Genomic DNA, 15,741 nt, shown 5'->3' on the forward strand with positions numbered 1-15,741 from the left:
TTCACTCCTTAAATATTTTTCGTTGTTTTAAAACGGTCTTTAATTTTTCTTAATTGAAGTACGACTGATTCATCATAAACTTTCGAACCGATTAGTACTCTAAATCCACCGATTAAAGATTCGTTTATTTTGTTTTCAATCAGCAATTTGTCATAACCTGTTTTCGCTTTGAAGATTTCTTCAATTTTAGCTAATTGTTCTTCTTCTAATTCGTAGACAGATTCCACAACAACTTTCGCTTGATTGTAATGTTCATTGTAAAGATGTGTAAATTCTTCGTGAATACGTGACACAATTGAAAATTGTTTCTTCTCAGTGAGTACGAGTAACATATTAAATACATACTCATTCGTTCCCTTGAAGCTGTCACGAATTGTCGTTAATTTTGTTTCTTTAGATATTTTCGGGTTGATTAAAAACTCGTTAATATCCTCAACTGTTGAAACTACTTTAGATACTTCATTTAAATCTAAACGTGCTTCTTCAAGTTGGTTATGTTTATTTACTACGTCAAACAGGGCATTTGCATACTGTTTAGCTAAACTCATTATCTATCCCCTGCTTCCTGTAGGTACTTGTCAATGAGATCCTTTTGATCTTGTGGAGACAATTCTTTTTCAATCACTTTTTGAGCAATTAAAACAGATAACTCAGCGACTTGGTCGTTGATTTCACGTACTGCTTTTTCTTTTTCTTGCTCGATATCTTTTTGTGCATCAGACATAAGTCTTTTTGCATTTATTGTTGCTTCGTCAATAATTGACTGCTGTTGTACTTTCGCTTCTTCACGAGATTTTTCAAACATTTCACTAACTTCAGCTTGAGTTTGAGATAAAATTTCCTCGTTCTTTTTACGAAGCGCTTCTGCTTCTCGTTTTGCAATTTCAGCGCTTTCGATGTCGTCGTGAATTAACTTTTCACGGTCGTCCATTACTTTTTTAACTGGTTCCCATACGAAATATGAAAGAGCAAAAAGTAGTACTAAGAAGCTCCCGAGTAAAACGAGACCTGTACCAAAAGCCGTTGGGATTGACGACGGTGCAGCGCCTAATATTAATAGTTCCACTATGTACACTCCTTTCAAGAAAGTTCACAATACTTAAGGTTACAAAAGAAACGGCGAAATCTAGACAGACTTCGCCTCTAATTATCTATAGTGCGAACATTAATAAGAATGCAATTACAATCGCGATAATTGGAGTCGCCTCAACTACCCCAACACCGATGAACATGATTGTCATTAATGAACTACGAGATTCTGGTTGACGCGCAACACCTTCAACTGTTTTTGAAACAACTAAACCAATTCCTAACGCACCGCCAAGTCCTGCAAGACCAGCTGCGATACCTGCTGCTAATAAAGCCATAAAAAACTTCCTCCTAAATTATGTTTGTTTATTTTTTTATTTTTTATATTAATGGTCATCTTGCATTTTATGTGCGAGATATACCATTGATAACATGATGAAAATAAATGCTTGTAAAGCACCTATAAATGTTTTAAATCCTTGCCATACCATCATCGGTACGATACCACCAACGAATCCTAAAACTCCACCAGTCGTTACGAGACCAAGTAGTAATGTTAATAGGATTTCTCCGGCGTAAATGTTCCCGTATAAACGTAAACCAAGTGTTAAGTTATACGTAAATTCCTCAAGAATTTTAATTGGTACTAAGAACCAAACTGGACGTGCGTAGTCTTTAGCGTATTCTTTGATACCTTTCATCTTCACACCATAGTAGTGTGTTAAGACAATCATAAGACCTGCAAGTGTTAACGTAACAGTTGGATCTGCTGTTGGTGATTTCCACCAAAGGTTATTCTCTGGCGAAACAAAGGTAAATGGTATACCGATAAAGTTTGCCATGAAAATAAATGAAATTAATGTAAGCGCAAAGAAGTGAAAGCGTGCACCTTCACGCCAAGCAATGTTACTTGAAATAATGCCCTTAACAAAGTTCATTAGCCACTCAACAAAGAGTTGAGGTTTACCTGTTGGCTTAATCGCTAAGTTTCTTGTAAGGAAAAACATTAAGAAAAACACGACTAAACACGTGACAACAATCATAAAGCATGTTGCTAAATCAAAAACGATTGGAATGCCACCGATGTTCACTTCATAAGTCGGAGTTCCGTGATCCATTTCTTCACCTCTTTCATTTTCTAAAATGTCTTACTGCATTCACAAATATAATTACGTAAGTCGACATTAAACCGACAGTAATCGCAATCATATTTAATTCAGCCTGAAATTTATACCAGATAATGCACGCTAATAATACGAGTATTACACGCGTAACAGTTCCTGTTGTAATCATTCGTTGCTGACTGTGCAATGCTTTATAGTAGTTGGAATACCAACTTAATGCCATAAATACAGATATAATTGTTCCAACGATTAAACTTTGGACAATTATTCGATCAAAAAAGAATAATGACAAGAACTCTATTACAAAGATGATAATAAAAGCCTTCGCGAAAAAGTTCATAAATCCTTTAAAAAGTGTCATTTTACATTTTCCTCAAGTGTGATTTAGGCATATATGTATTGTTTGCACACTTATAAAGTGTACCTATTACATGCCTAAGTGTCAACGCATTTATTGTTATTTTAATAACATATTATGAGTTCATAAAATCTGATGGTTTTTCTAATATAAAACCATAATAATGTGAAATAATATCGACGATTCGATGACTCGCTTGACCATCACCATATGGATTTTTCAACTGAGTCATTTCATCGTATATTTCTCGGTTATTTAATAACTTATTTGTTTCATCGATGATTTTTTCAAAGTCTGTCCCAACAATTTTAAGCACACCACTTTCTACACCTTCTGGGCGTTCTGTGACATCTCTTAAAACGAGTACAGGTTTATTTAGTGATGGTGCTTCTTCTTGTATGCCGCCAGAATCTGTGAGAATAATTTCACTTGCCGCAGCAAAGTTATGAAAGTCCATTACATCTAAAGGTTCGATTAATTCGATACGATCATGGTGTAAATATTGTTCTGCTAACTGTCGTATTTTCGGATTTTTATGAACAGGATATACAATCACAACGTCGCGGTGTGTATCAGCGATATGTTTCATCGCTTTAAAAATTTGAACCATCGGATCACCTAAGTTTTCTCTGCGATGTGCTGTAAGTAGAATTACTCTCTTATCTTTATATCGAGACAATAATTCACTTTTATAATTTGGATCTACCGTTGTATTTAAAGCATCTATCACTGTATTACCTGTCACAAAAATTGTACTTTCATCGACTTGTTCTTTAAGTAAATTATCTTTTGCACGTATAGTCGGTGCAAAGTGTAAATCCGCTAAACGCGTCGTCAATTGTCGATTTAACTCTTCAGGGTACGGCGCAAATTTATTGTACGTACGTAAACCTGCTTCGACATGGCCGATACTTACTTTCTGATAAAAAGCTGCAAGTGCAGCAGAAAACGTAGTCGTCGTATCACCGTGGACGAGAACCATATCAGGAGTTTCTTTTTGTATAATCGACTCCATCTCTTTTAATACTTGACTCGTAATGTGAGAGAGCGTCTGCTCTGCTCTCATCACATTTAAGTCATAGTCTGGAGTAATGTTAAATGCACTGAGTACTTGATCTAACATTTCGCGGTGTTGTGCGGTTACGACAACGACCGGCTCTAGATGATTTGACTCTTTTAATGCATTCACAAGTGGAGCCATTTTAATCGCTTCTGGTCGAGTACCAAAAACGACCATAATTCGCTTTTTCATACGATTACCCCTTATTATTTCGTTCCGAATAGACGATCTCCTGCGTCACCAAGTCCTGGAACGATATAACTATTTTCATCGAGTGAGTCATCTAATGCACCGATGTAAATATCCACATCTGGATGTGCTTCTTCTAGAGCTTTTACACCTTCAGGCGCTGCAATTAAACAGATGAACGTCAGTTTAGTTGCACCACGTTTTTTAATCGCACTAATTGCTTCAACAGCGCTTGCTCCTGTAGCAAGCATCGGGTCAATGACTAAAATATCTCTTTCTTCAATATCACTTGGAAACTTCGCATAGTATTCCACAGCTTCAAGCGTTTCTGGATCACGGTATAAACCGATATGTCCAACGCGCGCAGATGGAATTAGCTTATGGATTCCTTCAGTCATTCCTAAACCAGCACGTAAAATTGGTACGAGACAAATCTTTTTCCCGCTTAAACGTTTTGCTGTTGTCGGGCCGATTGGCGTTTCAACAGTAACGTCTTCTAGAGATAATTCTCTTGTTACTTCATATGCCATAAGCATTCCGACTTCGTCAACGAGTTCTCTAAACTCTTTTGTCGACGTATGTTTGTCTCGGATATATCCGAGTTTATGCTGAATTAATGGATGATCCATTACGCGTACTTTTGTCATAGTCTCTCTCCCTATTTGTGGTCATATAACGGATATTTACTAGTTAACTGAACGACTCTGTCATGAATTCCGTCTAAGCTTTCTCCGTTCTTTTCTTTTGTTAATGTTTCAATGATAATGTCTGCAACTTCTTCCATTTCTGCTTCTTTAAATCCACGCGTTGTCATTGCAGGTGTTCCCATACGTAAACCACTCGTTACAAATGGTGATTCAGTTTCGAATGGAATTGTGTTTTTATTCGTTGTAATACCAACTTTATCTAACGCTTCTTCTGCTTGTTTACCTGTTAAGCCGAATACTTTTGTATCTACTAACACTAAGTGGTTTTCAGTACGTCCTGAAACGATTCTTAAACCGTTCTCTTGTAATTTTTCAGCAAGCACTTTTGCGTTTTTAATCACTTGCTCTTGATATGCTTTAAATTCAGGTTGTAATGCTTCTTTAAATGCAACAGCTTTTGCTGCAATTACGTGCATTAACGGTCCACCTTGAATACCAGGGAAGATGTTTGAATCGATCTTTCTCGCATGTTCTTTTTTAGTTAAAATAATTCCACCACGAGGTCCACGTAATGTTTTATGTGTTGTTGAAGTTACAAAGTCAGCATACTCAACTGGGTTTGGATGTAGACCAGCTGCAACTAAACCAGCGATGTGTGCCATGTCTACCATTAAGTATGCGCCGACTTCATCTGCGATTTCTCTGAACTTTTTAAAGTCGATTTGTAACGCGTATGCACTACCACCAGCGATAATCAGTTTAGGTTGTTCTTTAATCGCAATTTCACGTAACTCATCGTAGTCAATTGCTTCATCTTCTTTAGATACACCGTAACTTACGATGTTAAATAATTTACCACTAAAGTTTACCGGTGCACCGTGCGTTAAGTGACCACCGTCAGATAAGTTCATACCTAAAATCGTATCTCCAGGATTTAACACTGAGAAATACACTGCCATGTTCGCTTGTGAACCAGAGTGTGGTTGTACGTTTGCGTGTTCTGCACCGAAGATTTCTTTTAGACGTTCACGCGCTAGATCTTCAGCAACGTCTACGTACTCACATCCTCCATAGTAACGTTTACCTGGGTAACCTTCTGCGTATTTGTTTGTTAACACGCTACCTTGAGCTTCTAATACCGCTTCTGAAACAAAGTTTTCTGATGCGATTAGCTCAATATTTTCATTTTGACGGTCGAATTCCTTTTGAATCGCTTCGTATAGTGCTTCATCTGATTGTTTAATGTAAGACATGTTTGATAACTCTCCTTAATATATAAATTTTATTAATTCATTTAGTTATAATGCGCGCGTTCTCCACCGATTAATTTCGGACGAGATTTCGCTATTGTAAGTTGTGCTTCTCCGAGCGCTTTCGTATTTACTCGAACAGGAACTTGTACGTGTTTAATATGCATACCAATTAGTGTTTGACCGATATCAATGCCTAAATCGACATCGACGTGCTCGACTACGACACTATCCTTTAAATGATTAAACGCATATTCACTTAAACTTCCACCCGCACTTCTGTCAGGAACGACAGTTACAATTTGTGATTGTAAATGATTTCTTTCGACTGCTTTTTTAGTAGTAGTCAGTGCACGGTTAATATGTTCACACCCTTGGAAAAATACATCCATATCATATCGTTCAACGACCGGTTCGAACGCTTTGAAAATCACTTCCGCAACTTCTATCGAACTATGTTTACCGATATGTTCTCCTTGTACTTCAGATGTTGAACATCCGATGACGAGTGAGGCATTTGAAAAGAAAAAATTAGCGTCTTCTAACTCTTGAATGAGCGTTGTAAGCTCACTGTTCAATTTTTTCAATTCTACGCTCATGTCTACCACCTTCAAATTCAGTTTCTAACCAAATATCAACGATATCTAACGCTAATCCAGTTCCGATTACACGTTCACCCATACATAAAATATTAGAGTTGTTATGCTCTCGTGTAGCGTGTGCAGAAAACGTGTCGTGAACGAGTGCTGCGCGAATACCTTTATATTTATTCGCTGCGATATTCATTCCGATACCTGTTCCACATACTAAAATACCGCGGTCGTATTCGCCGTTTTGAACAGCTTCGGCAACCGGCTTTGCATAATCTGGGTAATCGACAGAATCTGTATCGAATGGCCCGACGTCTTTAACGTCGATTCCTTTATCTTCTAAATGCTGTACGATGGCTGACTTTAAGTTGAATCCACCGTGGTCTGAACTGATAATCACTTTCATTGAAATCATCTCCTAAATATTATTATACATTCTTAAAATGCAGTTTCAAAATCATTCGTTACTACCAGTTTATTTTATCGATATACTGTTTCATCTGATGAAACACACGTGTGTAATCATCCATATTACCGCCAAATGGATCGAGGACATCCCCGCTTTCACCTGCATACTCACTTAAGAGATGAACATCCGCATCCTCATTTAACATTTTTACTTGCATATAATGACTTTTTGTCATGACGAGTAGCGTATTGTCGAGCGTGTCCTCATAAGTCAACTGTTTTGGTAGCGTAGAAGGTGAATAATTTTCTCTTTGGATAATCTCCTCACTATACGGACTGACTTGATTTGACGTAACAAACAAACCTCTCGACTCAACTTCTCTGTCCGTCACTGTTTTAGCGTAACTTTCAGCAAGTGGACTTCGGCACGTATTACCTGTACATACAAATATAATCATGCAATCACCCTTTAATAATCGTACTACCTGTCGCTTTATAAATACGGTTCATCAGTGCTTCTGTTTCACTATTTTGCTTAAATCCGTATATATAGATGATTTCAACATCCGACGCGTCCATATGTCTCAGTGCGGCGTATAAGTTTTTAGCCGCTTCACGGTAACTTTCTTCGTCTCGACAAAGACTCGTAAACTGCATGTCTTTGTCGATATATTGGCGGACAGTTTCTGGCGCGATGACTCCAACTTTATTCTTTTTTATACCTTCAGGTACACGAAGTCTCGTGTTCGAGTTAATGCCACCTTCAACGACACTCATCGGCTGACGTGGTGCGTAGTGTTTGTACTTCATACCAGGAGAAATCGGTCGTTCCATCATATCTTTATGTTCTAAAACCTCTTCTTTTAATACGTCTCTTAACTCTTCGATTGATATATGTCCTGGACGAGCGACTTTATACGGAAACTGTGTGCAGTCTAACACTGTACTTTCTAGTCCAATTTCAGATTTCTCAGATACGACCACACCAAATATTTTACCGTTTAAGTCATGAAGCACGTGTTCTGCATCTGTCGGAGACGGTTTACCACTTAAATTCGCACTCGGTGCAGCGATCGGTATATTTGTGTACTCTAAAATCTTTCGTGCAACTGGATGTGAAGGCATTCTTACCGCGACACTATCCATTTCAGCGACTGTATTTGAAGCGATGACCCCATCTTTTAAAGGTAAGATAAAAGAAATCGGTCCAGGCCAAAACGTATCCATGAGTTTTTTTACTTTATCATCGATATAAGACGTGAACGACTCAACTTGTTCGTAACTATGCACGTGGACGATTAACGGATTATCTCCAGGCCGGTTTTTCGCTTGGAAAATTTTAATAATCGCTTCTGGATCTTTCGCATTTGCACCGAGACCATATACCGTTTCTGTTGGAATTGCGATGATTTCTCCGTATTCAAACGCGAGTTTTATTTCGTCCAATTTTTCAATTGTTTCCTCTGTAAGTGGTGCGTTAACGTCTTCAGATGTGATTTCCCATACTTTTGTATTCATTACTTCACCCACTCTATATATAAAATGCGGTCATTACCATTTATATCTTGAATAACTTCGCGCTTAGCGTTCGGCCAATATGTGTCAACGAGCGCAAGCACGTCCTTTTTTTCTTTCCAGCCAATTTCAAAAAATGCTTTCCCGCCATCGTTTAAAATTTTGTCTAACGACTCTATCATTTTACGATAAAAATACAGACCCTGTTCATCAGCGAAGAGCGCGAGTTTTGGCTCATACTTTTTGACAGACAAAGACATATCTTCAAGTTCGTCTTCACTAATATACGGTGGATTTGATACGAGTATGTCGACTTTAATCCCCTGTTCGATGAACGGTTCAAATAAATCGCCGTTTAAAACTTTAACGTCCGCTTCAAGATTTTCTATATTTTTCTTCGCTACTTCTAAAGCATCTTTTGAAACATCGGATATGTATACGTCTAATTCAGGACGTTCTAATTTGAGTGTAATACCAATTACTCCGGTACCTGTCCCAATGTCCGCAACGACGCCTGAATCGGTGTTTTTTAATACGTGCATGACGAGTTCTTCTGTTTCATTTCTCGGGATTAACGTGTCGCTGTTTACATAAAAATCTCTACCGTAAAAATATTGCGTGTTCGTAATATATTGAACAGGTTCATCGTTTAATAGTCGTTGTACGCCGTCCATATATCGCTCGTAATCATCATCTGTCATTTCATTATGACCGTTTAAAATTAGGCTGAGCGTATCCATTGAAAATAAATCGTCTAATAATATGTCTGCAGCGCGCGTTTCTTTACGTGCTGCAGACAATAATTCTTTCGCTTCTTTTAGAGCAATATTAAAACTCGGCATTGTTTAACTCTTCTAATCGAGATTTTTGGTCTTCAATCATGAGTGAGTCTAATACTTCATCTAAGTTACCATCGATAATTTGATCGAGTTTATTAATTGTTAAACCGATTCGGTGATCTGTCACACGGTTTTGCGGATAGTTATACGTACGAATACGTTCAGAACGGTCACCAGTCCCGACTGCGAGTTTACGCTTTTCACTGTATTCGTCTTGTGCTTCTTGTTGCATCATATCGTAAATTCTAGAGCGCATAACTTTCATTGCGCTATCTCTGTTTTTGATTTGTGATTTTTCATCTTGTGACGTTACAACTAAACCTGTCGGTAAGTGTGTAATACGTACGGCAGAGTCTGTCGTGTTAACGTGCTGACCACCTGCACCACTTGAGCGGTACGTATCGATTTTTAAGTCTTCGTTACGTATTTCAACTTCAACTTCTTCAACCTCTGGTAAAACCGCTACTGTCGCTGTTGACGTATGGATACGACCTCCTGATTCTGTTTCAGGGACGCGCTGAACACGGTGTGCGCCGTTTTCAAATTTTAGTTTTGAGTACGCACCGTGACCGTTAATTACGAAACTGATTTCTTTAAAACCACCTTGGTCAGAAGCACTTTTGTCGACGACATCGATTTTCCAACCTTGGGTTTCCGCATAGCGTGAATACATACGGAATAAATCTCCAGCAAAAATTTGTGCTTCATCTCCTCCTGCTGCCCCGCGAATTTCCATAACAACGTTTTTGTCGTCGTTCGGGTCTTTTGGAATGAGTAAGAACTTAAGTTTTTCTTCAAGCTGAGGAAGTAATGCTTCAGATTCTTTAATTTCTTCTTTTAGTAATTCGTTCATTTCCGGGTCGTCTGACTCTTCTAACATTTCTTTTGACTCGGCAATCGTTTCTTTATGTGATTTATATTCTCTATACACTTCTACTTTTTCTGATAAATCACTTTGCTCTTTTGAATACTCTCTTAACTTATCCGGATCACTAGTTACATCTGGATCACTGAGCAGTTCATTGAGTTGTTCGTATCTATCTTCTAATATATCGAGTTGATCAAACATATCCTTCGTCCTTTTCTTCTAGATTCTTGTTAATTATATCATAAATTATGTACGTTACCTTGTAATTTACGGCACAAAAAAAGCTACACAGAACGTATCTGTGTAGCTCTTATATCGATTACTCTTCGTTGTTTTGAGATTTGAAACCAAATTTCTTATTGAAGCGCTCTACGCGTCCGTCCGCAGCTGCGAAACGTTGACGTCCAGTGTAGAATGGGTGACAGTTAGAGCACACTTCTACTTTAATATCTTCTTCTAAAGTTGAGCCTGTTTCAAATTCAGTACCACATGAACCACAGATAACATTTACTCTGTGATATGCTGGATGAATATCTTGTTTCATAAAACACATCTCCTTTGCCCTGAACCATCTGGAACAGAGTTATTTCGGGTTTTCCCTTTTCTAATACTTAAAATATTATACACGGATGATTTCAAAAAATCAACACTACAATTTACATAAATGGTTTTCCTGTTTTACTCGATTCAACCATCTTTTTACGAAGCACTTCAAAAAAGTCTTCGTTTGATTTCGTCTCTTTAATTGTCTTAATAAATCGCTCTGTAAAGTCGTGTTTGTCTGTAAATAAGTTTCTAAGTTGCCATAAAACTTCGAGCTCTTTTGATTCTAATAATAAGTCTTCACGGCGCGTACTTGAACGTTTAATATCAATCGCTGGATAAATTCTACGTTCTGCTAAATTACGGTCTAAGTGTAACTCCATGTTACCTGTACCTTTAAACTCTTCGTAGATCATGTCATCCATTCTTGAACCTGTATCGACAAGTGCGGTAGCTAATATCGTTAAACTACCACCCGCTTCAATATTTCTCGCTGCACCAAAGAATGCTTTTGGCTTAAATAGTGACGCAGGGTCTAGTCCACCAGATAACGTACGCCCTGAAGGCGGTACGACTAAGTTATACGCACGTGCAAGACGCGTAATAGAGTCCATTAATACGATAACGTCCTCGCCCATTTCAACGAGTCGTTTACAACGCTCAAGTAATAATTCTGCAACTTTAACGTGATGTTGTGGATGCTCGTCAAACGTCGAGTACACGACTTCAGCTTCTTCAACAGAACGCTCGATATCCGTTACTTCTTCTGGACGTTCACCAATTAAAAGAATAAAAAGATTTGCATCTGGAGAATTTTTAGTAATCGCCGTCGCAATTTCTTTTAACATCGATGTTTTACCCGCTTTAGGTGGCGCGACGATTAAACCACGTTGCCCATATCCAATCGGCGTAATTAAATCCATAATTCTCGTCGAATAATCTTTTGAATTCGTTTCTAAAGATATTTTTGTATCAGGATAAAGTGGAGTTAACGCTTGGAAGTGGGGACGTTTTTTAATTTCTTCAGCGTTATTATCGTTTACGAAGTCGACTTGTAGTAGTCCATAATAATTTTCTTTGTCTTTCGGTTTTCTAACTTTACCAGTAACTTTGTCACCTTTTTTTAATTCGAAGCGACGAATTTGTGACGCAGAAATATAAATGTCTTTTTCACCTTTAGAATAGTTGACCGTTCTTAAAAAGCCGTAACCATCCGATTGGATATCATCTAAAATACCTTCCATGTAATAGTTACCGTCTTGTTCCATCTCAGCTTCTAATATTGCTAAAACAAGTTCTTTTTTGTTTAATTTACTATAGTTTTGAACGTTTAAACTTTTCGCTCTCGCTGTTAAATCTTTCGTCGTATTATTTTTATATAAGGCGTCAAACGTTTCATATTTCATGCCTTCATGTACTCTTTCAGTTTCTTCTGACATATGTTACACTCTCTTCTATTTAAAAATTCAATGTTGTCTATTAAGTCAGTCATTATTATACAGTAACATTCTTATAAATTAAAACGAATAAAAAAAGTCTAAGATAAAATATCTTAGACTTAAAAAATATATCGATTAATTATCTTCAACGACCATTTTAGGTTTTTTCTTCATTGAGTGTTTACCTTCGATGAAACGAACAGTTCCTGATTTAGCGCGCATGACAAGGCTAGACGTATTTACGTAGTCCCCTTTAAACTGCACACCTTTCATTAACTCACCATCTGTCACTGCTGTTGCAGCGAAGATTGCGTCGTCACCTTTTACTAAGTCTTCTAATAAAAGCTTCTCTTTTGGATCCACACCCATCGATTTACAACGTGCTTCTTCTTCAGCATCTTTAGGCATGAGACGTCCTTGGAAGTCTCCACCAAGTGCTTTAATTCCAACTGCGGCAATTACACCTTCCGGTGCACCACCTGAACCGAATAAAATATCGACACCAGTGTAGTCAAAGCAAGTGTTAATTGCTGCTGCAACGTCTCCGTTTTCAACGAATTTAATACGCGCACCTAATTCACGCACTTCATCGATAATGTGTTGGTTACGATCTCTTTTAAGTAATGTAACTGTTACTTCTTCGATTGATTTATTTTTTGCTTTTGCGACTGCTTTAACGTTTTCTGTTACTGACGCATCTAAGTCGACGTGACCTTTCGCTTCAGGACCGACTGCGATTTTGTCCATGTACATGTCTGGTGCGTGCAGTAAGTTACCGCGATCTGCGATTGCAATAACTGTTAATGCATTCCAGCCACCTTCAGCAACGATTGTCGTACCTTCGAGAGGGTCTACTGCGATATCAATATCTGGACCTTCTTTTGTTCCTAACTCTTCACCGATATATAACATTGGTGCTTCGTCCATTTCGCCTTCTCCAATCACAACAGTTCCGTTCATTGGGATCGTATCAAATACGTGGCGCATGGCTGTCGTTGCAGCGTCATCCGCTTCGTTTTTTAATCCTTTACCGACCCATTTTGCACTTTCAAGTGCTGCGGCTTCTGTGACTCTTACTAATTCCATTGATAAACTACGTTCCATCTATAGTTTCCCCCTCGGTTTTTATCATAGATAATTATAACACACCATCATAAACAGTTTAAAATAAAATAGAGAGTAATTTTACTCTCTATCTATCAATTCGATATGAGCACCTAAATGTTGTAATTTATTGATGATATTTGAATATCCACGCATGATATGGTGAACGTTATGAATTCTCGTCGTACCTTCAGCCATTAAGCCAGCTACGACTAAACAAAATCCTGCACGTAAATCCGATGCATATACGTCTGCACCGTTTAATTTTGAAGGATGAATAAAGACCGAACCGCCTCTATTTTCAACGTGCGCATTCATACGACGTAGTTCGTCGATATGTCTAAAACGCGCTGGATAAATCGTTTCAGTAATTTTACTCGTATCTTCAGCTAAAAATAGCAATGGTGTAATCGGTTGTTGTAGATCTGTCGCAAATCCAGGATATACTTGAGTTTTAATTTCTATTGGCTTATATGCTTTAGGTCGTCTCACGATGACGTCGTCATCGTCAATTTCAAGTTCAACACCCGCTTCTTCTAGTTTAGAAAACAGCGCGTCTAAATGTTCTGGAATCACGTTTTTAACTTTCACTTCATCTCCAATTGTGGCAGCGAGTGAAATATATGATCCTGCTTCGATTCGGTCTGGGATAATCGTATGGGCCGCACCATTTAAATGCTCAACCCCTTCGATACGAATCGTCTCTGTCCCAGCTCCGCGAATGTTTGCGCCCATTTTATTTAACAGTGTTGCCACATCGATAATCTCTGGTTCTCTCGCAACGTTCTCTAAAACTGTACGCCCTTTTGCCATCGTCGCTGCGAGCATTACGTTAATCGTCGCTCCGACACTCACGATATCAAAGAAAATCTTCGTCCCGACGAGTTCTTCTGCTTCGATATGCAGTGCACCGTGTTCATTTGTAACTGTCGCGCCGAGTGCTTCAAACCCTTTTATATGTTGATCGATTGGTCTAGGTCCTAAATGGCATCCTCCTGGTTGACCAATGATCACTTTTTTAAAGCGTCCAAGCATCGCGCCCATCATATAATATGATGCACGTAATAACTCTACTTTTTCATCTGCTAGCGGAACGTTTACAGCATCTTCCGCATCGACTGTAAGTGTGTGATTTGATAACTTCGTTTTTATATTTAAATCTTCTAGTATACTTACTAACGTTTTCACGTCAGAAATATCCGGTAGTCCTTTTAGCGTCACTTCACCGCTACTCGCCATTAACGTTGCTGGAATCAGTGCGACGGCGCTATTTTTAGCACCGCTCACATACACTTCACCAGAAAGTGTGTGACCCCCGTTTATTTGAATGACTTGTTCCATGTCTTCCACTCCTGTGTGTCTTCGGTTTACTGGTTATTCCAGTCTTGTAAAAATTGCTCGATTCCTTTATCTGTTAAAGGATGATCCGTTAACTTTTTAAGCACTTTAAATGGAATCGTTGCGATGTCCGCACCTCTTAATGCAGCACCGTGTACATGTCCTTCGTTACGAATCGAAGCAGCGATAATTTCTGTTTTAATATCGTGAATGAAGAAGATATCATGGATATCTTCAATCAGCTGTAATCCGTCTAAGCCGATGTCGTCTAAACGACCGATAAACGGTGACACATACGTCGCACCAGCACGCGCTGCTGTTAACGCTTGTACCGTATTGAAAATTAACGTCACGTTCGTTTTGATACCTTCTCCAGATAACACTTTTACAGCTTTCATACCTTCAGCACACATCGGAATTTTAACGACGATATGTTTATGTAGTTTAGCAAGTTCGCGTCCTTCTTCGATCATACCTTCAGCTTCTAATGAAATAACTTCACCGCTCACAGGTCCATCGACAAGTTCACAAATCTCAACTAAACGATCGTGAAACGATATATCTTTTTCTTTAGCGACAAGTGATGGATTTGTCGTTACACCACTTAATACGCCCCATTTATATATTTCTTCTATTTCATTCATATTCGCTGTATCAATAAAATATTTCATCTCTTTTATGTTCCCCTTTTCACATATATACTGTCATTATAAATAAGTATTTCTCTCTCTTCAACGAATACAACATGATACGATATATTAAACGATATAACTAAAGGAGTTACTATGGATAAAATACTACATACACAAATGACAAATGTGTTTAACACGATAGAAAATCAAGAAGAAGAAATCGAAATCGCTGCACGATTACTCGCTCAAGCAGCGATGTCTGAAGGTAACATATTATTAAAGACATTTAACGAAGCCACGTTTTTTGAAGATTATTTTTTAAACAATGAAGAACGTATCCCGTCGATTCAACCATTAAAATCCATCGAAGATATCACAACACCAGACCGTCTATTAATCATCACAAAAGAATATACAGAAGAAGTAAAAGCATTCGTCGATCAACTCGACGAAGAGTTTATCGACTACGTCCTAGTTTCAAATACGAATAAAGACAATAAAGCGGAACTTGAAGAAAAGCATCACTTCATCGATTTATCATCGAAGCGAAAACTCGTACCGATGCCGGATTTTGATCGCGTATTAAACCCTTATGGCACGGCGTTTTTATTCATCTATTATCATTTATATATTCTAATCGAAGAAATGACGAATCCGAAGTATGAGTAGGTTAGTTTTACTAAGATTTTGAGTCACTATTTTACGCAAATCGCTTTTGCGTTAAAGGGTGCTTCGTTAATTTAACGATTAGAGCGTTTGTGTAAACGTACGAGGATCTGTTTTTACGCAAATCACTTTTGTGTTAAAA

Annotated in this window: 20 protein-coding genes; 1 reads left to right on the plus strand and 19 read right to left on the minus strand. The window is 38.1% G+C overall.

Translation table 11 applies throughout. The annotated features are described in order from the left end of the window. Window positions 1-8 precede the first annotated feature (8 nt). The 19 genes from atpH to fsa form a co-directional block, all read right to left on the minus strand. Window positions 9-548, minus strand: a complete 540-nt coding sequence (atpH, locus tag TJ68_RS01235; protein WP_052327238.1) for an ATP synthase F1 subunit delta — start codon at window positions 546-548, stop codon at window positions 9-11. Then, window positions 548-1,066, minus strand: coding sequence for a F0F1 ATP synthase subunit B (locus TJ68_RS01240; protein WP_052327239.1), 519 nt, complete (start codon window positions 1,064-1,066; stop codon window positions 548-550). The genes atpH and TJ68_RS01240 overlap by 1 nt, the downstream gene beginning before the upstream one ends. Before the next feature lie 85 nt (window positions 1,067-1,151). After that, window positions 1,152-1,367, minus strand: a complete 216-nt coding sequence (atpE, locus tag TJ68_RS01245) for a F0F1 ATP synthase subunit C (RefSeq protein ID WP_040928299.1) — start codon at window positions 1,365-1,367, stop codon at window positions 1,152-1,154. A 48-nt stretch (window positions 1,368-1,415) separates the two neighbouring features. Further along, window positions 1,416-2,147, minus strand: coding sequence for a F0F1 ATP synthase subunit A (gene atpB, locus TJ68_RS01250; RefSeq protein ID WP_040928300.1), 732 nt, complete (start codon window positions 2,145-2,147; stop codon window positions 1,416-1,418). 13 nt (window positions 2,148-2,160) lie between these two features. Beyond that, complete coding sequence (locus TJ68_RS01255; RefSeq protein WP_040928301.1) at window positions 2,161-2,514, minus strand: ATP synthase subunit I; 354 nt, start codon at window positions 2,512-2,514, stop codon at window positions 2,161-2,163. Between the two features lie 112 nt (window positions 2,515-2,626). Next, a complete protein-coding gene (gene wecB / locus TJ68_RS01260; protein ID WP_040928302.1) occupies window positions 2,627-3,763 on the minus strand; it encodes a non-hydrolyzing UDP-N-acetylglucosamine 2-epimerase in 1,137 nt (378 codons plus the stop codon). Window positions 3,764-3,777: 14 nt separating this feature from the next. After that, window positions 3,778-4,407, minus strand: coding sequence for a uracil phosphoribosyltransferase (upp, locus tag TJ68_RS01265; RefSeq protein ID WP_040928303.1), 630 nt, complete (start codon window positions 4,405-4,407; stop codon window positions 3,778-3,780). An 11-nt stretch (window positions 4,408-4,418) separates the two neighbouring features. Beyond that, the gene (gene glyA / locus TJ68_RS01270; protein WP_040928304.1) at window positions 4,419-5,660 is read right to left on the minus strand and encodes a serine hydroxymethyltransferase; all 1,242 of its coding nucleotides are present in this window, start codon (window positions 5,658-5,660) and stop codon (window positions 4,419-4,421) included. Between the two features lie 41 nt (window positions 5,661-5,701). After that, window positions 5,702-6,256 carry a TIGR01440 family protein gene (locus TJ68_RS01275; protein WP_040928305.1) on the minus strand — a complete coding sequence of 185 codons (555 nt, stop codon included), beginning with the start codon at window positions 6,254-6,256 and terminating at the stop codon, window positions 5,702-5,704. After that, window positions 6,225-6,653 (minus strand): ribose 5-phosphate isomerase B, encoded by a 429-nt coding sequence (gene rpiB, locus TJ68_RS01280; protein ID WP_040928306.1) that lies wholly within the window; start codon window positions 6,651-6,653, stop codon window positions 6,225-6,227. The genes TJ68_RS01275 and rpiB overlap by 32 nt, the downstream gene beginning before the upstream one ends. Window positions 6,654-6,714: 61 nt before the next feature. Beyond that, window positions 6,715-7,113 carry an arsenate reductase/protein-tyrosine-phosphatase family protein gene (locus TJ68_RS01285; RefSeq protein WP_040928307.1) on the minus strand — a complete coding sequence of 133 codons (399 nt, stop codon included), beginning with the start codon at window positions 7,111-7,113 and terminating at the stop codon, window positions 6,715-6,717. A gap of 4 nt (window positions 7,114-7,117) precedes the next feature. After that, the gene (locus tag TJ68_RS01290; RefSeq protein ID WP_040928308.1) at window positions 7,118-8,173 is read right to left on the minus strand and encodes an L-threonylcarbamoyladenylate synthase; all 1,056 of its coding nucleotides are present in this window, start codon (window positions 8,171-8,173) and stop codon (window positions 7,118-7,120) included. Continuing rightward, window positions 8,173-9,012, minus strand: coding sequence for a peptide chain release factor N(5)-glutamine methyltransferase (gene prmC / locus TJ68_RS01295; RefSeq protein WP_040928309.1), 840 nt, complete (start codon window positions 9,010-9,012; stop codon window positions 8,173-8,175). The genes TJ68_RS01290 and prmC overlap by 1 nt, the downstream gene beginning before the upstream one ends. Then, window positions 8,999-10,078: a peptide chain release factor 1 gene (gene prfA, locus TJ68_RS01300; RefSeq protein WP_040928310.1), complete on the minus strand. Its 1,080-nt coding sequence runs from the start codon at window positions 10,076-10,078 to the stop codon at window positions 8,999-9,001. Before prfA ends, prmC begins: the two co-directional genes overlap by 14 nt. 118 nt (window positions 10,079-10,196) lie before the next feature. Continuing rightward, complete coding sequence (rpmE, locus tag TJ68_RS01305) at window positions 10,197-10,421, minus strand: 50S ribosomal protein L31 (protein WP_040928311.1); 225 nt, start codon at window positions 10,419-10,421, stop codon at window positions 10,197-10,199. Between the two features lie 112 nt (window positions 10,422-10,533). Then, window positions 10,534-11,826: a transcription termination factor Rho gene (rho, locus tag TJ68_RS01310; RefSeq protein ID WP_040928321.1), complete on the minus strand. Its 1,293-nt coding sequence runs from the start codon at window positions 11,824-11,826 to the stop codon at window positions 10,534-10,536. A gap of 168 nt (window positions 11,827-11,994) precedes the next feature. After that, window positions 11,995-12,963 carry a class II fructose-bisphosphatase gene (gene glpX, locus TJ68_RS01315; RefSeq protein ID WP_040928312.1) on the minus strand — a complete coding sequence of 323 codons (969 nt, stop codon included), beginning with the start codon at window positions 12,961-12,963 and terminating at the stop codon, window positions 11,995-11,997. A gap of 81 nt (window positions 12,964-13,044) precedes the next feature. Beyond that, window positions 13,045-14,304 carry a UDP-N-acetylglucosamine 1-carboxyvinyltransferase gene (locus TJ68_RS01320; protein WP_040928313.1) on the minus strand — a complete coding sequence of 420 codons (1,260 nt, stop codon included), beginning with the start codon at window positions 14,302-14,304 and terminating at the stop codon, window positions 13,045-13,047. A 26-nt stretch (window positions 14,305-14,330) separates the two neighbouring features. Then, window positions 14,331-14,972: a fructose-6-phosphate aldolase gene (gene fsa / locus TJ68_RS01325; protein WP_040928315.1), complete on the minus strand. Its 642-nt coding sequence runs from the start codon at window positions 14,970-14,972 to the stop codon at window positions 14,331-14,333. A 114-nt stretch (window positions 14,973-15,086) separates the two neighbouring features. On the opposite strand from fsa, the gene TJ68_RS01330 reads away from it, so the two are divergent. Then, window positions 15,087-15,602, plus strand: a complete 516-nt coding sequence (locus tag TJ68_RS01330) for a DUF2529 family protein (protein ID WP_040928316.1) — start codon at window positions 15,087-15,089, stop codon at window positions 15,600-15,602. Window positions 15,603-15,741: the final 139 nt, after the last annotated feature.

The sequence above is a fragment of the Nosocomiicoccus massiliensis genome, assembly GCF_000438455.1.
Lineage (GTDB): Bacteria > Bacillota > Bacilli > Staphylococcales > Salinicoccaceae > Nosocomiicoccus > Nosocomiicoccus massiliensis.